Origin of the sequence: Romboutsia sp. MSSM.1001216sp_RTP31141st1_G3_RTP31141_220114 (assembly GCF_039031195.1) — a bacterium.
In the GTDB taxonomy this organism is placed as follows: Bacteria; Bacillota; Clostridia; order Peptostreptococcales; family Peptostreptococcaceae; genus Romboutsia_C; species Romboutsia_C hominis.
The window spans coordinates 195,881-216,337 of the sequence record NZ_JBCIUO010000004.1 but is presented as its reverse complement, the minus strand read 5'-3'; the positions used below and the strand labels follow the sequence as shown (position 1 = coordinate 216,337).

The 20,457-nt window shown below is 28.3% G+C and carries 23 protein-coding genes; 13 read left to right on the top strand and 10 right to left on the bottom strand.

The features are described from left to right. Positions 1–21: 21 nt before the first annotated feature. Both ABCP60_RS09100 and ABCP60_RS09095 read left to right on the top strand, forming a co-directional pair. Positions 22–807 (top strand): GNAT family N-acetyltransferase, encoded by a 786-nt coding sequence (locus tag ABCP60_RS09100; protein WP_343101640.1) that lies wholly within the window; start codon positions 22–24, stop codon positions 805–807. A 113-nt stretch (positions 808–920) separates the two neighbouring features. Then, a complete protein-coding gene (locus ABCP60_RS09095; protein ID WP_343101639.1) occupies positions 921–2,228 on the top strand; it encodes a folylpolyglutamate synthase/dihydrofolate synthase family protein in 1,308 nt (435 codons plus the stop codon). A gap of 190 nt (positions 2,229–2,418) precedes the next feature. Here the strand turns inward: ABCP60_RS09095 and ABCP60_RS09090 are convergent, their stop codons facing one another. After that, a complete protein-coding gene (locus ABCP60_RS09090) occupies positions 2,419–2,664 on the bottom strand; it encodes a TIGR03905 family TSCPD domain-containing protein (RefSeq protein WP_166504715.1) in 246 nt (81 codons plus the stop codon). A gap of 148 nt (positions 2,665–2,812) precedes the next feature. Here ABCP60_RS09090 and ABCP60_RS09085 point away from each other — a divergent pair, with 148 nt between their 5' ends. Beyond that, entirely contained in the window at positions 2,813–3,676 is an 864-nt protein-coding gene (locus ABCP60_RS09085) for a YncE family protein (protein WP_166504716.1), read from the top strand. Between the two features lie 2 nt (positions 3,677–3,678). On the opposite strand, the gene ABCP60_RS09080 is transcribed toward ABCP60_RS09085, so the two are convergent. From ABCP60_RS09080 to ABCP60_RS09070, 3 genes are all read right to left on the bottom strand, one after another. After that, a complete protein-coding gene (locus ABCP60_RS09080) occupies positions 3,679–4,215 on the bottom strand; it encodes a DUF4364 family protein (RefSeq protein ID WP_092922479.1) in 537 nt (178 codons plus the stop codon). 171 nt (positions 4,216–4,386) lie between these two features. Next, positions 4,387–4,590 (bottom strand): alpha/beta-type small acid-soluble spore protein, encoded by a 204-nt coding sequence (locus tag ABCP60_RS09075; RefSeq protein ID WP_195940183.1) that lies wholly within the window; start codon positions 4,588–4,590, stop codon positions 4,387–4,389. 118 nt (positions 4,591–4,708) lie between these two features. Then, complete coding sequence (locus tag ABCP60_RS09070) at positions 4,709–4,876, bottom strand: hypothetical protein (RefSeq protein ID WP_166504717.1); 168 nt, start codon at positions 4,874–4,876, stop codon at positions 4,709–4,711. A gap of 125 nt (positions 4,877–5,001) precedes the next feature. Here ABCP60_RS09070 and ABCP60_RS09065 point away from each other — a divergent pair, with 125 nt between their 5' ends. From ABCP60_RS09065 to srtB, 10 genes are all read left to right on the top strand, one after another. Further along, a complete protein-coding gene (locus tag ABCP60_RS09065; RefSeq protein ID WP_343101638.1) occupies positions 5,002–5,769 on the top strand; it encodes a polysaccharide deacetylase family protein in 768 nt (255 codons plus the stop codon). Positions 5,770–5,848: 79 nt separating this feature from the next. After that, entirely contained in the window at positions 5,849–6,484 is a 636-nt protein-coding gene (locus ABCP60_RS09060; protein ID WP_092922488.1) for a single-stranded DNA-binding protein, read from the top strand. Positions 6,485–6,593: 109 nt separating this feature from the next. Further along, positions 6,594–7,163: a methyltransferase domain-containing protein gene (locus tag ABCP60_RS09055; RefSeq protein ID WP_240276208.1), complete on the top strand. Its 570-nt coding sequence runs from the start codon at positions 6,594–6,596 to the stop codon at positions 7,161–7,163. A 77-nt stretch (positions 7,164–7,240) separates the two neighbouring features. After that, positions 7,241–7,381, top strand: coding sequence for a hypothetical protein (locus ABCP60_RS09050; RefSeq protein ID WP_166504718.1), 141 nt, complete (start codon positions 7,241–7,243; stop codon positions 7,379–7,381). Between the two features lies 1 nt (position 7,382). Continuing rightward, on the top strand, positions 7,383–9,152 hold the full coding sequence (locus ABCP60_RS09045; RefSeq protein ID WP_166504719.1) for a sigma 54-interacting transcriptional regulator: 1,770 nt from the start codon (positions 7,383–7,385) through the stop codon (positions 9,150–9,152). Positions 9,153–9,433: 281 nt separating this feature from the next. Further along, positions 9,434–10,738, top strand: coding sequence for an L-serine ammonia-lyase, iron-sulfur-dependent, subunit alpha (locus ABCP60_RS09040; RefSeq protein WP_092922497.1), 1,305 nt, complete (start codon positions 9,434–9,436; stop codon positions 10,736–10,738). Between the two features lie 70 nt (positions 10,739–10,808). After that, positions 10,809–11,348: a hypoxanthine phosphoribosyltransferase gene (gene hpt / locus ABCP60_RS09035; RefSeq protein WP_092922501.1), complete on the top strand. Its 540-nt coding sequence runs from the start codon at positions 10,809–10,811 to the stop codon at positions 11,346–11,348. Positions 11,349–11,512: 164 nt separating this feature from the next. After that, on the top strand, positions 11,513–11,920 hold the full coding sequence (locus ABCP60_RS09030; RefSeq protein ID WP_092922504.1) for a VOC family protein: 408 nt from the start codon (positions 11,513–11,515) through the stop codon (positions 11,918–11,920). A 67-nt stretch (positions 11,921–11,987) separates the two neighbouring features. Beyond that, positions 11,988–12,590, top strand: coding sequence for a DUF4397 domain-containing protein (locus ABCP60_RS09025; protein ID WP_166504720.1), 603 nt, complete (start codon positions 11,988–11,990; stop codon positions 12,588–12,590). Between the two features lie 297 nt (positions 12,591–12,887). Beyond that, positions 12,888–13,679: a class B sortase gene (gene srtB / locus ABCP60_RS09020; RefSeq protein WP_271893310.1), complete on the top strand. Its 792-nt coding sequence runs from the start codon at positions 12,888–12,890 to the stop codon at positions 13,677–13,679. A 40-nt stretch (positions 13,680–13,719) separates the two neighbouring features. Here srtB and dapD read toward each other — a convergent pair whose 3' ends face one another. The 6 genes from dapD to ABCP60_RS08990 form a co-directional block, all read right to left on the bottom strand. After that, the gene (gene dapD / locus ABCP60_RS09015) at positions 13,720–14,436 is read right to left on the bottom strand and encodes a 2,3,4,5-tetrahydropyridine-2,6-dicarboxylate N-acetyltransferase (protein WP_092922513.1); all 717 of its coding nucleotides are present in this window, start codon (positions 14,434–14,436) and stop codon (positions 13,720–13,722) included. A 16-nt stretch (positions 14,437–14,452) separates the two neighbouring features. Then, positions 14,453–15,199 carry a 4-hydroxy-tetrahydrodipicolinate reductase gene (gene dapB / locus ABCP60_RS09010; protein ID WP_343101637.1) on the bottom strand — a complete coding sequence of 249 codons (747 nt, stop codon included), beginning with the start codon at positions 15,197–15,199 and terminating at the stop codon, positions 14,453–14,455. After that, positions 15,193–16,086, bottom strand: coding sequence for a 4-hydroxy-tetrahydrodipicolinate synthase (dapA, locus tag ABCP60_RS09005; RefSeq protein WP_166504724.1), 894 nt, complete (start codon positions 16,084–16,086; stop codon positions 15,193–15,195). Before dapA ends, dapB begins: the two co-directional genes overlap by 7 nt. 48 nt (positions 16,087–16,134) lie before the next feature. Then, positions 16,135–17,133, bottom strand: coding sequence for an aspartate-semialdehyde dehydrogenase (locus ABCP60_RS09000; RefSeq protein WP_092922522.1), 999 nt, complete (start codon positions 17,131–17,133; stop codon positions 16,135–16,137). Positions 17,134–17,445: 312 nt separating this feature from the next. Further along, a complete protein-coding gene (locus tag ABCP60_RS08995) occupies positions 17,446–19,374 on the bottom strand; it encodes an FAD-dependent oxidoreductase (protein ID WP_092922525.1) in 1,929 nt (642 codons plus the stop codon). Positions 19,375–19,433: 59 nt separating this feature from the next. Continuing rightward, positions 19,434–20,180, bottom strand: coding sequence for a 3-oxoacyl-ACP reductase family protein (locus tag ABCP60_RS08990; protein ID WP_166504726.1), 747 nt, complete (start codon positions 20,178–20,180; stop codon positions 19,434–19,436). Positions 20,181–20,457 lie beyond the last annotated feature (277 nt).

The window sequence follows — 20,457 nt, the reverse complement described above, 5'->3', positions numbered from 1 at the left end:
TTTAAGATTGGAGAGAATGCTATGATATTGAAACTAGAAGATAAACATAGAAATATAGTCTTAGATTATGTAGTAAAGGAGCCTAGTAAAAATTTATTTATAATAGGAGATATTGAACAGCATGGGTTTAATAAAGATTTCCAAGAAGTATGGGGAAAGTTTGATGAAGATAACAATTTAAGAGGTATTTTATTAAGATACACAAATAATTTTATACCATATATTAAAAAACTAGATGAAGATGTATCTGAATTTAAGGATATTATAAGAAAATATAAAGGCAAAAAAATAATATCAGGAAAAGATACTATAATAGAAAAATTTAAAGATGTATTGAAAGATTACGAAGAAAAAATTACATATTTTTGTGAATTAAAAGATGATAAAAAACTTTTAAAATGGGATGATACTATAAAACTAGGCATCGAAGAGGATGCACAAAGAATATATGATTTATTAAGTACAATAGAGGAATTTTCTGTAGAATATAGTGTTGATACAATAAGAAGTAGAATAAAAGATAATAGCACAGTATCTTATTATATAGAAAATGACGACAAAGAAATAATAACTATATCACAAATAACGGCAGAGAATAGTAAATCTGCTATGGTTGTAGGGGTAGCAACTAAAAAAGAATATAGAGAACAAGGATATATGGGTAAATGTTTATCTAAACTATGTAGTGATTTACTTAAGCGCAATAAGACATTATGTCTATTTTATGATAATCCAAAAGCGGGAAGAGTATATCGTAGGATAGGATTTAAAGAGATCGGAATATGGACTATGTTAGTAGAAAAATAACTCGTTTTTATTATGTAATTAGATATCATATTATAAACAAATTAGTAAAAAATATACTATAATAAAAAGTAGATAAATAATAACAAAAGAGAAATGACTAAGGGGGATAATAAATGAATTACCAAGAATCATTACAGTACATAGAAGAAACTCACAAGTTTGGAGTAAGGTTAGGACTAGATAATATATCTAAACTATTAGAATTATTAGGAAATCCACAAGATAAGATAAATATAATACATGTGGCAGGAACTAATGGAAAGGGTTCAACTTGTTCTTTTATAACAAGTATATTAAAGGAAGCTGGATACAAAGTTGGATTATATACATCACCATTTTTAGAAACTTTCACAGAGAGAATAAGAGTAAATGGAGAAAATATACCAGAAGAGGATGTAGCTAGAATAGTTACCGTAATAAAAGAAAAAATAGAATATATGGTGGCAAATGGATATTCATATCCTACAGAATTTGAAATAGTAACTGCTATGGCGTTTTATTATTATTGTGAAAAAAATGTAGATTTTGTAGCGCTAGAAGTTGGATTGGGTGGAAGATATGATGCTACTAATGTTATAAATAAATCAGAAGTAAGTGTAATAACATCTATAAGCTTAGACCATGTAGGTATATTAGGAGATACAGTTGCTAAAATAGCCTATGAAAAAGGTGGAATAATAAAAGAAAATGGAGTAGCTATAGTATACGATCAAAGTGATGAAGCAAAAGATGTTATAAAAGATATATGTAAAGAGAAAAATGCTAAATATATAGAAGTTACATTTGATAGTATGAAAATTAAAAAATCAGATATAAATTCTCAAGTATATAGCTGTAAGGTTATGAATAAAACATATGAAGACTTAGAAATAAAGTTAATAGGAGAACATCAAGTTAATAATTCCATGTTAGCTTTAAGTGTGGTAGAGTACTTAAAAGAAGCTAAAAATTTAGATATAAATGAAGAAGATATTAGAATAGGTCTATTAAATACAAAGTGGCCAGGTAGAATAGAAAAGTTAATGGAAGATCCTATATTTATAATTGATGGAGCACACAATGAAGATGGAGCAAGTTCTTTGGCTAAATCTATAAGTGAAAATTTTGGAGACAAAAAAGGAACTCTTTTAATAGGAATGTTAGAGGATAAAGATATAGATAGTGTGTTAAAAATAATTATGCCTTATTTTGATAAGGTAATAACAACAACTCCAGATAATCCAAGAGCTATAAGCTGTGAAGCTTTAAAAGAAAAAATATCTAAATATGTGGACGATGTAATTTCAATAGAAAACATAGAAGAAGCTGTCAATTATACACTAAGAAACTCTAAAAAAGAAGATATAATAATAAGTGCAGGATCTTTATATATGATAGGAGCAGTTAGAACAATAGTAAATAATACATTAGAGTTAGCATAGTAGTATAAAACAAAGTGCTTTAAAATAGTAACAATGGCTATTTTAAGGCACTTTTTAAATTTAAAAACAATTATAAAATAGTTTATCAATATATTATTTAAATGAACTAAAAATTTATAAAATATATTTTATATAAATAAAAAAGAGTATCAAATAAGGTAAAATACCTAAAGATACTCATAAATAAATATTATAGAGATTGGCGTATAGCCTTAGATAATTGGTCTGGGCAAGAAGTAGTTTTTCCACCACAAGGTATATTAGCTAACTTATCAGCTACTTCAAATGCATTTTGCCCAATTACTAATTGCTTAAGTCCTATTAAATTACCTGGACATCCACCTACAAACTCAACATTAGTTATAACATTGTTATCATCTACTTCAAAATTCATTTCTCTACAACAAACGCCACTTGGCTTAAATGTTACTTTCATAATAAAACCCCTAACTTAATATATTATTTTCAATCCTATCATATCAAATATATATTTAATATTGCAATACTAAAAGATAGTAATAATATATAGATACAAAAGAATATACTATTATAGTATATGTATGAATAATAAAGGGGGCTAAAGTTTGAAGCTATACATTTCAAATTATCTATCGAATAGCATAAGTATATTAGATTATAAAGATTTTAAAACTGAAGAAATACTATTAGATGATGGGACTTATCCGCATCATTTTTGCATAAATAAAAAGCAGAAATTAATGTATTTACCCAGTTCAATTAATGGAATAATGTATATACTAGACCTGGAACTAAAGAAAATAATAGATAGTATGTCTATAGGTGGTAACTTAAGTCAGATAGGTATATCTAAAGGAGAGCTTTATATATCTAATGAAGATTCTAATAGTATTTACATAATAAATGAACATACGCTAGAGCCAGTAGGTATAATTAGTGTAGGAGAAACACCGCATGGATTTGATTTTAATGAAAAAGAAAATAAATTATATGTACCTTGTAAAAATTCTATATACTGTATAGATACCTTAAGCAAATGTATAGATAGGGAGATTAAGATAGACTTCAAAGCATGGCATATAAAGGTAGATACTAAAAAAAATGAAGTATATGTATCTACATTAGATGGAAGTGTAATAGTACTAGATGGATTTAATATGAAGATAAAGCATACAATAAATCAGTTTTTGATACCAGTAGAAATATGCTTTAACTATAGTAAAAGTGAGGTATATATAGCTGATTTAGGACATAAAAAAGTAGTAATATTAGATTATAATAACTTAGAAATTAAAGGTGAAATTAAGATAAATGGGAATCCACAAGGTTTAGCTATTTCTAGAAATGAAGAATTATTATTTGTATCTGATACTCAAAATAACTCTATAAAAGTATATAATGCAATAAATCACATGTTTATAAATGAAATTAAAACAGGAAAAGAGCCTACAACAATAATATGTTTATAGGCTTAGTGGTTATCACGTATAAGTAAATCTATAACTTCTGCATACATATATGATGCATTTTTCTTCCAATTGTTACAAATAAGCTTGGCCTGTTTCTCTGATGAAACATTTAAGTTTAAATCTATTAAGTTAGATTGATTTTCAATAACTCTCAAGTTAACAATAAATTCATGATCACTTTGTTTTACAAAGCTTGATTTTACTTGTGTATCAGATAACAGATTCTCTTTATTATTTATTATATACTCGTCTATTTTTTTAGCTGTATCTTCAGGTATTCTAGATAAGAAGTACTCTAATATTTCTAACCCTTTTTGAGTAAGAGAGTAATATTCTTTACCAGAATCCTCATAAGTAACTAAAAATTTAGATTCCATAAGTTGACTTAAAAACTGTTGAAGAGAAAAATAATTCATAGTCTCAGTTTCTAAGATAACTTGAGTAATTTGAGAATTAGTTAAATCCATATTAATTTTATTTAAAATATATAAAATTAAAAGCTTGTGAGAAGCTAATTCTTCAGATGAGTTTTCAAACATTGTACCATCCTCCGTAAACTATTTCTATATAATATATTAAACCAAAATATACAAAAATAAAAGTAGAATTTAAATATATTCAATAAATAAAATATCTTTTTTTATTCGTAAAAATATAAGAGACTACCATTTAGGTAGCCTCTTATCACTTAGATGTCAGAATTTACTATACTATTTACCAGCCATTTGGTTTTCAGCCATTTCAACTAATTTTTTAGTCATATAGCCACCAACATAACCGTTTTGTCTAGCTGTTAAGTTACCTTTGTCTATTGTGTCATAGTTAGATAATCCTATTTCATTAGCTATCTCTAACTTCATTTGGTTTAATGCAGCCTTAGCTTCTGGAACAGCTTTTCTGTTGTTGTTTGCCATAGTAAATTTCCTCCTTAGATGTTGTGTACAATACATATTGTATTGTTGATACTAATTTACCCTGGAATCAAATTTTATATACGTTTTTTTAAAAATTATTTGTGCTTTGTATCAATTTTTATTGTTTGAACTTTGTATCAATTTTTATTTTTTTATCTTTACGTACACCTTCTTCAATTCCATGTGCTTCTCTTAGATAGTGTCTACCTTCAAGTTTAAATGTCTTTCTAGCTGTTTCAACTTGATGACCTTTAATATTACCAAAAGAACTTTTTATAATTGACATAATAGCACCACCTTATATTAGTATTAACTTTAATTTGCCCAAATAATAAATTTAGTTTAATAGTAATTTTTTGAAAAAAATAAAAATAAGTTTTAAATATAGGACAACAAAAAGGAGGTGTAAATATGAAGTATAAGTCTAAAAAAATAAAATATTTTAGATCTAGTACTTTCTTTTTAGGAGTAACAATAGTTTTTATAATAGCTTTAATAGGTGGAATTAGATATGTATGTTATGAAAAAGAAGTAGCTAGTATGCCAATACATAGTGTTGATACAAATGATAAAGAAATAGCTTTAACCTTTGATGTAGCATGGGGAAAAAATAATATAGATGAAATTTTACAAGTTTTAGAAAAACATAATGTAAAATCTACGTTTTTTTTGCTGGGCAGTTGGATAGAAGATAATAAGGAATTAGTTGAAAAAATACATAATGCAGGTCATGAAATAGGAAATCATTCTAATACACATGCAAGTTTTAAAAATTTATCAAAAGAATCAAAAGCTCAAGAAATTAAGTTAGTATCAGAAAAAATATATGATATAACAGGAGAAAAAACAAGTTTATTTAGACCTCCATTTGGTGATACAGATAAAGAAACTTTAGAGGTGAGCAATTCATTAGATCATCAAACAATTAAATGGAGCCTAGATTCTATGGATTGGAAGGGATTTGGTGCAAATCATGTTATTGATAGAGTAATGAAAAATTCTGAACCAGGATCTATAGTATTATTTCATTCAAATGTAAGTAATGTGGAAAATTACATAGACACTATAATACTTAATTTAAAGAAAGATGGATATAAAATAGTTCCTGTATCAGAAATAACATACAAAGAAAATTTCAAAGTGGATAGTAATGGAGTTCAAAAGCTACAGAATAAGTAGTAATAAAAGTAAGAATTTATAAATATATTTATTATATAAAAGATAAAATATACAATTAACAAATTGTGGGGGGATAAAGATGGTAACAGTTAAAGAAGAAACGAATGTAGTGAATTTAAGAGGGGAACTGAGTGAAAACTTAGAATTCAGTCATGAAATATTTGGAGAGAAGTTTTATAACACTACTATTAAAATAAATAGACTTAGTGATTCTTATGATATACTTCCTATTACAGTTTCAGAAAGACTTTTAGAAGATATAAAAATAGAGGAAGGGAATTTATGTAGTATATTGGGGCAGTTAAGGTCTTATAATAAAAATATTGATAATAGAAATAGACTAGTTTTAACTGTTTTTGTTAGAGAAATAAAGACGATAGAAGAGGAAAATAAAGATCCAAACAGTATATTTTTAGATGGTTACATATGTAAAGAGCCCGTTTATAGAAAGACTCCATTAGGGAGAGAGATAACAGATTTATTAGTAGCAATAAATAGACCATACAATAAATCAGACTATATACCATCAATAGTTTGGGGAAGAAATGCAAAATTTGCTAAAGGGTTAAAGGTTGGAGATAGAATACAAATGTGGGGAAGAGTTCAAAGTAGAGAGTATGAAAAAAAAGGTGAAGATGGAAATAGTATAAAGAAAGTTGCTTATGAAGTTTCTATATCGAAAATAAAAAAAATGAGTGAAAATAATAATGAATAGGGTTTCATAAAAAAACTAAAAATTTACTAGTTGAATAGTTGCTCCTTATTTATTATAATTTATTCTATGATGTTAGTTATAAATGCAGAAAGTAAAGAGGGGGAGCACTGTGAAAAGCGTATTATATCATGATTACGACCCTAGTATTAGTTTGACAGATAACTCTGATGATATAACTTGTTTTTTAGATACGATAAAGTATAATGTAGGCAATCATATACTACTTGTAGGAAAAATAGGTGACCTAGGGAAAAGATTAAGAAGGCTAGGAGTATATGTAACAATACTTGAGAATAGCCCTTATGAAGACGTATGTTATTCCTTAATACACAACGGAAACTGTAATGTTATAAAAGGAACACTTGAACTATTGCCTTTTGAAGATAGACATTTTGACAAAGTTATAATATTAGATCACTTTAATAACACTGGAAATTTCGAGCAAGCATCTAAAGAAATTAACAGAGTACTAAAGATCAATGGTGAGTTAATATTAGAAGATTTAAATTTAAAAAATATTAAAGTTAAGTTAAAAAATCTAAAGCATAAACTGTGCGGAGAAAATATCAAGTACCATTATCCAAATGATGTTGCAAAGTTATTTTCAACTTTAGATTTTGAAGGTAATGTTAAAGAAGTAGAAAATGAAAGATACATTTATATAGGAAAAAGAAAATAGAGATTTTACTAATATATATAAAGACTAGGTTAGCCTGGTCTTTTATATATTAAACTAAAAATAGGAGCCATATAGTTATGAGTATAAATTATCAATTAATAATAGTAGTAATGATGTTTGTTATATTAATATCTATACAATTTACGCTAAATAAAATATATTTAGTATTAAAGGATATAAAAGAAATACTTAATTTAAAAAGATTAAGAAAGGATTAATATGGCAAACTTAAAATACATAAGAGAAGATATTCAAAATATAGCAGAAGCAATAGTAGCTGTTTTAGGTATAGATGTAACCATAGTAGATGATGACTTAACTAGAGTTGCAGGTACAGGTATATATTTAGAAAAAATAGGAGAAAAAATAAGTGGATACTCTGCTTTTAATAAATGTCTAATAGAACAGATAGAAATAATAATAGATGATCCAAGTTGTAATGATATATGTAATGAATGCTCCAATAGTGGAGATTGTAAAGAGTTTGCAGAGGTTTGTTGCCCTATAATAAGCGAAGGAGTAACCTATGGGGTTATAGGCCTTATAGCTTTTACAGAGGAACAAGCTAAAGTTATAAAAAATAATAAAGATGTATTAATGAATTTTTTAGGTAAAATGGCTGATTTAATATCTAATAAAATTAAAGCTCAAGTAAAAGCTTATGAGTTAGAATTAGAAAAGAAAAAGCTAGAGACTTTAGTAAATGGTATAGATAAGGCTATAGTATCTATTGATGTAGATGGAAATATAGATAAATATAATTTAAAATTTAAGAAAGTATTCAATTTAGAAAATAATATAAATGGTAAAAATATATTTAAGCTTTTAGAGTTCATAAAAAAACCATCAAGAGATAATTTTAAAAAAGAAAAATCACATAGTTTTAACTATAAATTAGATGGATATGAATTAAAAGGAATATACAATATAAATGAAATTATTTTAAAGAAAGAATTAAAAGGATATGTTATAGACTTTATAGATAACAAAGATGCTATTAAAAACTACAATAAAATAAATAAAGATTATAGTATAACATTAGAAAATATAATAGGAAATAGTAGCATTATAAATAGTGTTAAAAAGGAAGCGCTAATAGCTTCTAAGTCCACTTCTACAGTACTAATTACAGGAGAAAGTGGTACTGGTAAAGAGTTATTTGCAAGAGCTATACATAACCATAGTAATAGATGTGAAAATCCATTTGTAGCTGTAAATTGTGCAGCCATACCAGATAATTTACTAGAAAGTGAATTATTTGGTTATGAAGAAGGAGCTTTTACAGGAGCAAAAAAGGGTGGTAAATTAGGTAAGTTTGAAATAGCTAATAAGGGTACTATATTCCTAGATGAAATAGGAGATATGAGCTTGCATCTACAAGCAAAATTACTTAGGGTATTACAAGAAAAAGAGCTAAATAAAATTGGAGCAAAATCAAATAAATTTATAGATGTAAGGATAATAGCAGCTACCAATAAAGATTTAGAAAAAATGGTATTAAAGGGAACTTTTAGAGAAGATTTATATTATAGGCTTAATGTAATACCTATATCACTTCCAAATTTAAGACAAAGAAAAGATGATATACCAGATTTAATAGATTTTATGATAAAAGAATATTCTAGAAAGTTAGAAAAGCATGTAACTGGTATTGACAAAAATGTGCTAGATGTAATGTTAGAATATAAATGGCCAGGAAATATAAGAGAGCTTCAAAATATAATAGAGTATGGCGTGAATATGTCTATAGGAGAAATTATAACATTAGATGTAATACCTAATAAATTAAAAAATGTAGAGTTAGAAGAAGTATTAGTTCAAAATGATAAGATAAGAACTTTAGAAGAATTAGAAAAAGCAGAAATCATTAAAGCATTACATAAATATAAAGATTATAAAAAAGACAAAGAGCTAGTAGCAAAAGCATTAGGTATATCTAGAGCTACTCTATATAGAAAACTAGAGAAATATAAAATTATCTCAAAATGAGAAAAAATCTCATTTTGAGATTTTTTTTACTCGAATTGAGATAAAAATATAAATTTATACACAAAATTAATATTTAAATGCAGATTTAGAAAAAAACTAAAAAAATAATAATCTTAATTATAATGTAGAAAAATGATGACAAATGCGTACATATAAGCATTTTACGGAAACGTTTTAACTAGATAAATTAAATAATAGAAAAATAATAATTAATTTAAAAAGTTGGCACATATATTGCTATATATAAAAGTATAAACTTAATTTATGTGGGAGGAAATGTTATGAAGGATGTAAGAAATCAAATAGTTAATATATTAAAGGCAGAAGTAAAGCCAGCTCTAGGATGTACAGAGCCAGTTGCAGTTGCATTAGCTTGTGCTAAAGCAAAAGAATTATTAGGGGAAGAAATAGTTAAGCATAACGTATTAGTTAGCCCAAACGTATATAAGAACGGAATGTGTGTAGGAATACCAGGAACAGAAAGATTAGGATTAAAAATATCAGTAGCTTTAGGATTTATAGGTGGACACTCTGAAAATGGATTAAGAGTATTAGAAACTTTAACTGAGGAAGAAGTTAAAAAGGCAGAAGAGTATATGGATACTCATCCAATATCAATATCACCAGCGGATACAAAGGAAAAGGTATATATAGAAGTAAACTTAGAAGGAAAAACTAGAACTTCAAGGGTTATTATAAGAACTAAGCATGATAACTTTGTTTACTTAGAAGAAAATGGAAATGTTTTATTAAATGAAGAAGGTTTAGAAGAAATAGCAGTTACAACAGAAAAAGAAGAAAACATAATGGACACTATAACTATAGAAGAATTAGTTAAAAATGTAGAAGCATTAGATCTTAAAGACATAGAATTCTTATTAGAAGGAATAGCTATGAATGAAGAAATAGCTAACTATGGATTAAATCAAAAAGTAGGTATAGGTGTTGGATACGGAATAAAGAAATCTATGGAAGATGGATTACTTGGAGACGACTTAATGAACCAAGCTATGATGATAACAGCAGCTGCATCAGATGCTAGAATGGCAGGAGTTAAAATGCCAGTTATGAGTTCAAATGGTAGTGGAAATCACGGTTTAACTGCTATACTTCCAATAGTAGCATACAACAAGAAATTCCCTCAATCAGATGAAAGATTAGCAAAAGCTTTAGCTATATCTCACTTAGTTACAGCATACATTAAAAATTACACAGGAAGATTATCAGCAGTATGTGGATGTGGAGTTGCTGCATCAACAGGAGCTACAGCAGGTTTATCTTGGTTAATGAGCGGAGATGAAAGACAAATAGAAGGTGCTATAGAAAATATGGTAGCTAACTTAAGTGGTATGATATGTGATGGTGCAAAAGCAGGTTGTGCATTAAAATTAGCATCAGCAGCATCAGCAGCAGTACAAAGTGCTATAATAGCTAAACAACAATGTTTCGTACCACCAATGAATGGTATAGTTGGAGCTAAAGTAGAACAAAGTATACAAAACCTAGGAAGAGTAAGTGATAAAGGTATGTCTGTTACAGATGAGGTTATAATAAATGTAATGGATGATATGAACAAGGTTAAGTAATTCTCCTTGCAAAAACATCTAATCTCCTATAAAATTGAAAGTATCATTTATACATAATGGAGGATTTATTATGAATATCGAAACTAAAAAGTGGGAAGTTTTATGTTCTGAAGAACAAATTGCTACTAGACTTAAGGAATTAGGTGCACAAATATCTAAAGAGTATGAAGGAAAGAATCTTTTAGTAGTATCTTTATTAAAAGGAAGCTTTATCTTCTGTGCTGACTTAGTAAGAAACATAACTGTTCCAGTTAAAATAGAGTTTATGACAACTTCAAGCTATGGTCACGGAGAACAAAGTAGTGGGAACGTAAAGGTTGTATCAGATGTAAATTCTAGTTTAGAAGGATATGATGTATTAATAGTAGATGATATAACAGATACAGCATTAACTATGCATCATGTTATGAATCATTTAAAAACTAAAAATCCAGCAAGCGTAAAATGCTGTGTATTACTTGATAAGCCAAGTAGAAGAAAAGTTGAATTAGTTCCAGATTACTGTGGATTTGAAATAGAAGACAAGTTTGTTGTTGGATATGGATTAAACTATGGTGATTATTACAGAAACGTACCATACGTATTCAATGTTACAAATGAAGATAGATAAATAAAAAGTTGCTCTTAGGAGCAACTTTTTATTTACAAAGATTTTGTAATTTATATAAACTATATAAGTAAACTAAGCTAATATATATTTATACACATATCAACTGTAAAAATGGTTGAAAAGTGGATAACTTCAAAATGAAAATGGTTGCAGGAGGATTAAGTATGGGGATAAAAATGATACATCATATATGCATTCAAACAGAAAAATATAAGGAATCATTAGATTTTTACACAAGAATACTGGGATTTGAAGTAGTTCAAGAGAGTAAAAATTTCCACAACAGAGAATATAATACGTGGATAAAACAAGGTACCTTTATGATAGAACTTCAGACGCCTAAAGCTGGGGATAAGTTTAAAAAGTGGACATCTTTAAATGAAGGCCCAGTGCATATGGGATTTATTGTGGATAATGTGGAAGAAGAGTATAAAAGGATAAAATCGCTAGGATATACTAATTTCAAAGTTAAAAATGGAGAAATTGTATACAAAGTAGAAGGTGAAAGCTTATTTAAAATAAAAGCACCAGAAGGAACAGAAATAGAAATTAGAGATACTGATATAGCTTAGTATCAAAAATACCCTTCTATTAATATCATATTAGTATGAAAGTATTATGATTAATGGGGGGATTTTTTTGAGAAACTTCAATGAGAAATATTCATTGGTTAGAGTATTGCATGCCTTGGTAAGTGGAGAAGAATTAGATGTATATATAGATGGATTTCCTTTTTATATGGATGTAAGATTTGCTCAATTTACACCATATATATATGTACCAGAAGGAGAGCATATATTTAGCGTTTATTTAAAAGAGGAAAGGGATAGTCCTTTGAGTGAGGTTAGTATCGATGTAAAAAATGATGAGCTTATAACAGCAGCTATTATAGAAAAAAATGATAAAGTAGATATACTTCCTATACCAGAGAAAATGGGAGTTCCAGAAGATAATACATCGAAGATTAAGTTTGTACACTTAGTTCCAGAAGCACCAAATGTTAATATACTAATGGGTGGAGAAGAAATATTTAATAATGTAGGTTATACAGATTATACAGAGTATGAAAATGTGCCAATAGGAGAGTATAAGATGGATATAGAATTGACGGAAAATAAAAAAACAGTTTTAAGCAACTTAGTAAATATAAATCCAAATAGAATATATACATTTTATGTTATTGGGATATCGCCTAATATAGATATGATTCAGACATTAGATGGAGCAACTTTCTTACAGTGATAGATATAAACTATAAAAATTTGTTATTATTAAAAGTATAGATAAATTTATCTATACTTTTTTACGCTTAAGGAAATTATCATACTTCAAAAACTATAGATAACTATTGTAGCTAAGCAATACCAATTAGTTTAGTAAGCGCAAAAAAGACAATTTGAAGCGCTTCGCGATACGTCGCTCAAGCAACGGATGAAGTGTAGCGCCCACGTAGTGGCTTAAGCGAAGCGAATTTTTTATGTTCAAAGTTATATTTATGTGGTATATAATATAATTAGTTTAATTAGGAGTATAAATACTATGAAGAAAGCAAGGATTTTAATAAATATAGTCTTAATAATAGCATTATTATTTGGAAGTTATAAGGTTATAAGCAAGGTTTTAGACTATAAAAAAGCAGATAGAGTATATGATAATATAAAGAAAATAAAAGAAACAAGAGAAAAACAATTTGTATCAAGTGCACAAAGTAATAATAATTATAAAGTAGGCAATAGTGAGGTAGATGATAATAAAGAGGTTAAACAAAATAGTCCTTATAATAAGACTACTTTAGATTTATCTGATATAAATAAAGATTATAGAGGTTGGATAGACATTGATGGAACTAATATAGATTACCCAGTTCTTCAAGCTAAAGATAATAGCTATTATCTTAAAAAGGATATAAATAAAAATTATTTACCATCAGGTTCTATATTTTTAGATTATAGAAATAACAGATTTGAGGATAGTAATACAGTTATTTATGGTCACTATATGAGAAATAATACAATGTTTGGTGAGTTGAAGAAATTTAAAGATAAAAAATTCTTTGATAAAAATAATAAAATATACATAGAAACGCCAGATGGACAAAAATTAGAATATAAAATTTTCTCAGTTTATACAACTGATGCAAATTATAATTACATACAGACTTCTTTTAATTCTAAAAGTGATTATAAACAATTTCTTAATAAAATAAAAAACAAGTCTTTATATAACACTAATGTAGAAGTAAGTGAAAATGATAAAATACTAACTTTATCTACTTGTAGCTATGAATTTGAAAATGCGAGAACTGTAATTCATGCCAAATTAGTAAATTAAAAGGCTCAAATTAATATTTATTAATTTGAGCCTTTTATATTTAGTCCAAATCTCTAAGACCGTCCATTAACTTAGTTTTATCAGCTGTTTTTTCGTCTTTTATTTTTATGACTTTTGCAGGAGAGCCAGCAACTACCTCTCCTTCTAACACGTCATGGGTAACAACTGAACCTGCTGCCACAATAGCGCCCTTTTTTACTGTTACACCTTCAAGTATCACAGCATTTGCTCCTATTAAAACATCATCCTCAATTATAACAGGAGAAGCAGAAGGTGGCTCTAAAACGCCAGCAATAACCGCTCCGGCACCTACATGAACATTTTTTCCGATTATACCTCTTGCTCCTATAACTGCGTTCATGTCAATCATGGCATTATCACCAATAACAGCTCCAATATTTATAACAGCTCCCATCATGATAACCGCATTTTTACCTATAGTAGCCATATCTCTTATTATAGCTCCAGGCTCTATACGAGCATGTTCATGAAGGTAGTTGTATATAGGTATAGCAGAGTTTCTTCTATCATACTCAATATATATATCGTTTATAAGATTTTCCTTACCTTTTAGAAAATCATTTATTGTATCATAGTCACCAATAAGTATATAAGAACCATTAGAACCAAATACCTTAAATTCCTTAGCTTCTTTGAAGCTGATAAGATTAGTATTTATATAAACCTTAACAGGTGTTATTTTTTTTGATTCTTTTATATATTTGGCTATTTCATAAGCATCGTTTAAATTTATCATTAGTTACCTCCATAGATTAACTTAGTAAATTATCCATATTATAATACCCAGGACTTTGGTTAACTAAAAATTTAGCAGCAGTTATAGAGCCTTTAGCAAAGATATCCTTAGATTGAGCTATATGTTTTAACTCTACAACTTCATCATGACCTGCATATATGACATTATGCTCACCAACAATAGTCCCACCTCTAATAGCGTGTATTCCTATTTCATTTTCACTTCTTTTCGCCTCGCGGCCATATCTTCCATAATTATATTCAATACTAGGTAGTACATCTTTTATTGCATTAGCAATCATAATAGCAGTACCACTTGGTGCATCAACTTTTTTATTATGATGTTTTTCTATTACTTCAATATCAAAACCATTTAACACTTTAGTAGCTTCTCTTACTAATTTTAATAAAATATTAACTCCTAAGGACATATTAGAAGAGTGGAAAATAGGAATTATATTAGAGGCATCTTTTATTTTATTTAACTCTTCTTCATTATATCCAGTAGTAGCAATAACCAAAGGGGTTTTAGTATTTAAAGCATAAGATAAAACATTATCTAAAGCTAAGTGATGAGAAAAATCTATTATTACATCACCTTTTTTAGAAATATCAGACATAGTAGAGAAAACGTTAAAAGATGTTTTTTCTTTTTGGCTAGGAGATACTCCACAAACTAATTCTAAATCAGGATCTTGTTCTATACATTTAGTTAAAACTCTACCCATTTTTCCAAAGCATCCATTAACTATAACTTTTAGCATGATTTTTCTCCTAATGATAATCCTTGATTTTTTAATTCTTGTTTTAAAACTTCTAAGTTTTTATCTTCCATTTCAGCTAGAGGTAGTCTTAAATTTCCAACATTAAATCCAAGTAAATTCATAGCAGTTTTAACAGGTATAGGATTAACTTCTATAAATAAAGCATCTATTAAAGGCTTTAATTTAAGTTGTAATTCTCTAGATCCTTTTATATCTCCTTCTAAGAATTTATAAACTAAATCATGAGTTTCTTTAGGACAAACATTAGCAAGAACAGATATTACTCCATGACCTCCAACTGATAATAATTGAATTATACTATCATCATTTCCTGAATAAATAGCAAAGTCATCTGGAACTAATCTAGCTATTTCTCCAACTTGAGATAAATCTCCACTAGCTTCTTTTATAGCAACTATATTATCTATTTTAGCAAGTTCTGCTACTAAGCTAGGTTTCATATTCATAGATGTTCTTCCCGGAACATTGTACATAATTATAGGAAGATTTACGCTTTTAGCTATAGTTTCAAAATGAAGCTTAAGACCATTTTGGTTAGCTTTATTGTAGTAAGGTGTTATAACTAATAATCCATCAGCTCCAAGTCTTTCAGCTTCTTGACTTAAATAAATAGAATGTGCAGTGTTATTTGAGCCAGTTCCAGCTATAACAGGTATTCTTTTATTAACTTTATCAACAGTATATTTTATAACAGCAAGCTGTTCTTCATCGCTCATAGTAGTGGATTCCCCTGTAGTTCCACAAACAAGTATTGCATCAGTATTATTCTCTATGTGATATTCAATTAATTTTCCAAGAGTCTCAAAATCTACACCATTTTCATCAAAAGGTGTAACTAAAGCAACTGCAGAACCTTTAAATAACATATACAAAACCCCTTTATATAAGAATTTACCTAATTAGGTATTAAAGTATTAAACTAAATCACAAGCAACTAATAATTCTGCTATTTGAACAGTATTAGTAGCAGCACCTTTTCTGATATTATCGGCAACTACCCATATATTTACTCCATTATCTACACTAAAATCTCTTCTTATTCTTCCAACGAAAACTTCATCACGACCAGTAGAATCTACTGTAGTAGGATATTTATTTTCTTTAGGATTATCCATGACAATTACACCATTCATGTTTTCTAAAGTATTAACTAAATCAGAAAGCTCAAATGGGTTTTCAAATTCAATATTTATAGATTCACTATGACTATTTTTTACAGGAACTCTAACTGTAGTAGCTGTAACCTTCATATCGAAATCATTAAATATTTTTTTTGTTTCATTTATCATTTTTAATTCTTCTTTTGTATAACCATTGTCTTCAAAAACATCTATATGAGGAAGACAGTTGTAAGCTATTGGATGAGGATAGAAACTATTAGGTTTTCCATCAACACCATCTTCTAAATCTTTAATACCTCTTACACCTGAACCAGATACAGCTTGATAAGTAGAATAAACTATTCTTTTTATTTTATATTTTTCATGAAGTGCCTTAAGAGGAACTACAGCTTGTATAGTAGAGCAATTTGGATTAGCAATTATTCCTTTATGTTTTTTTATATCTTGTGGATTAACCTCAGGAACTACTAAAGGTACATTTTCATCCATTCTCCAATAACTAGAATTATCAATAACCACAATACCCTTTGAAGCTGCTATAGGAGCATATATAGAACTTATTTCACCACCAGCAGAGAATAAGGCTATTTGTATATCTCTATCAAAAACATCTTTATTTAATTCTTCAACTACATATTCTTTTCCATTAAATACTACAGTAGACCCAGCAGACTTAGCAGAAGAGAATAAATATAGTTGATTTATAGGGAACTTTCTTTCTTCTAAAACTTTTAAGAAAGTTCTTCCAACCATACCAGTAGCACCAACAATAGCTACATTAACTTTTTTCATAAAATCACCCCAAATAAATTGATTAAGTATCTATATAAAATTATTCAAGGAGATTAAAATATATTCTATTTGTTGATAATAAATCCCTTTAAAAATATTTTCTATAAAAGAGGTAGAAAATATAGCTTTTTTGTTAAGATTTTCAGAGAATAGAAAAATAATAAAAAAGGACTATAACTAAATAGTCATAGTCCTAAGTAAACTTTAATTTATATTATCTAACTCAATCTTAAGAATACACAGTTATATTTTAAGACTCAAATTATATTATAAATTTATCTACATCCCTTATTAAAAAGAGGATCAAATTACTTACACATTAAGTGCATTTTCACTATCTATATTAAGTGCAACTTCAATACCTTCAAGAGTAGAATTTAAAGCTACACGTGGACTTTTTGCATCACCAATCACATGGAAAGGAATTTCTAAATCTCTACATTTTAATTGAACATCTTCTAAAGCTACTGAAGTTGCACCAAGAGCAACGACTACAGCATCACAATTAATACTTGTTTCAGTTTCATCTTTAACATATACAACTTCATTTTCTTTTATTTCCACAACCTTGGCACCAGGAATTTGATTAACACCTATTACATACATATTTTCAAGCATATTCATACTTCTAATCCAGCCTAAATCTCCACCGAATCTGTCAGATTCATCAATAACTGTACATTTTATACCTTTGTCAGTTAAGTATTGAGCAGTTTCTAAACCTACCATTTTTCCGCCAAGTATAACTACATTACCAGAAAGTTCTATATTACCAGATAAAACTTCTTCATAAGTAAATACATTTTTACTTTCTATACCTTTTATTTCAGGTTTTGAAGCAACAGCACCAGTTGCAATTATTACTTCATCAGGATTAATTTGAGATACCAACTCAGGAGTTACAACTGTATTTAACCTAACATCAACACATAAACGAGTAGCTTCTTTAGCTTCCCAGTTAACAGCATCAAGCATCTCACCTTTATATGGAGCAGCGCCAGCTAAGTTAAATTGCCCACCTAATTTATTGCTAGCTTCACATAAAATTGGGTTATGCCCTCTAACTTTTAGCATGTTAGCAGTCATCATACCACCCATACCACCACCAGCTATTAAAACTGTTTTAGGGTTAGTTGTTTTAGTAATAGGTTGACCTTCTTTACCAACCATAGGATTTCTCATACAAGTAATTGTAGGAATATTTGGATTCATTATAGAGTCAAAGCAGCCCTTCAAGCAACCAACACATAAACGTATACTATCAGTTTTACCATCTTTTGCTTTATTACAGAACTCATGATCTGTAATTTGAGCACGACCTATAGCAACCAAATCACACTTTTCTTCTTCTATAAATTTATTTGCAATTTCTGGATGATTGATTCTACCAACTCCAACTACAGGCATTTCAATAGCATCACGTATCTTTTTTACATTTTCAATGTTATATCCGCGAGGAGTATCAATTGAAGGAACTTCATATTTTAGAGCTGCAGACTTATTATTACCTCTTGAAATATCAATTATATCAACACCTTCAGCTTTAGCCATCTTTAAAAACTCAATTACATCTTCTATAGTAAGTCCATTTTGAACATAATCATCTAATGCATCTACACGCATAAATAAAGGCATAGTTTCTGGCATATTAGCACGCATAGTACGAATAACTTCAAGTGAAAATCTTGCTCTATTTTCTAAAGAACCATTATATTCATCATCACGTTTATTAAAAGCAGCACTTAAGAATGTATGAGGAAGATAAGTATGAGCAGCATGGAATTCTATAGCATCACAGCCAGCTTTTACTGCCATTTTAGTGGATTTTCCATAACAATCAACAATTTCTTTTATATTTTCATGAGTCATGCCTTCTGTAACCATAGGAGTTCTATCTTTTGGAAGTAGAGCTATTGCAACTTGACCACCATGCCAAATTTGAACACCTATTTTACCACCAACGCTATGTACGCTATCTATAAGTTTTTTCATACCTTCAAAATGTTCATCTTTATAAAGGGCTACATAACCATTACCATGAGTACTTGGGTGTATAGCACAAACCTCAGTAAAATTAAGACCACAGCCGCCTTTTGCAATTGCTACATGATAATCAATTAAATTTTGTGTAACAAGTCCAGTAGGAGAAGCCATTTTTGTCATCATTGCTGGAAGTATTACACGGTTTTTTATTTCTAAATCTTTTATTTTAAATGGAGAAAACAAAGAATTATAGTTCATAATCATATCACCTTTCACTATTAAAATTTATTATTTAGCTATACGTTATATTTATAAAATTACATTACAATTCCACCATCAATATTTAATATTGCACCAGTTGTATATGAAGAATCCTCTGAAGCAAGGTATACAAAAGCACCAGCCATTTCATAAGGCTCAGCCATTTTTCCAAGTGGAGTTACTTGTCTCATATGTTCAACCATTTGATCTGTAACAAACTTTTTTACCATTTCAGTAGCCACAGAACCAGGAGCAACAGCATTAACTCTTATATTGTATTTACCAAGTTCTCTAGCAAATGATCTTGTAAGGCCATTTACAGCAAACTTAGAAGCAGTATAAGCACATTGTCTGCCAGCACCATTTACACTTACTAAAGAGCTTGTGTTAATTATATTACCACCGCGGGCTTTCATAATTTTAACCGCAGCTCTTGTGCAACGGAACATTCCTGTAACATTTACGTCCATAACTTCTTCAAATTCTTCATCTGTCATTAAATCGATATCTTTTGTAGCTGTAATACCAGCATTATTAACTAATATGTCAACATAGCCCCATTTATCAACTACTTGTTTAAACATTTCATTGATTTCATCAGTACTTGACATGTTTGCGTGAACTGCTATAACATCAGCATTAGGATATTTTTTTTGGATAAGATTTAGTGCGTTATTTGCAGTTTCAGCTCTACTTCCACATATTGCAACTTTAGCACCTTCTTTGACATATCTATCAACTATAGCAAAACCAATGCCACGTGATCCGCCAGTAACGATTGCAACTTTATTTTTTAGTTTCATAAAATTAATTCCTTTCAAAGTTAGTTTATATGTTAATTACAAAACAATTACAATGGAGTTATAAATTAGATAAGATAAAACAAAACTAAAAAATTTAATTTAATGTGATAAATAAATTTTTATTCAATTAATAGAATTGAGTATTCGAAATAATTACATTATTAGAAATGATTAAATTTTCCAAAACAACTATTGAGATAATCGTAGGACACAAAATTTAATTTGTCAATAAAATTTTAAATTTGAAATTGTAAAGTTTTATAAAAAATAAAAAAGC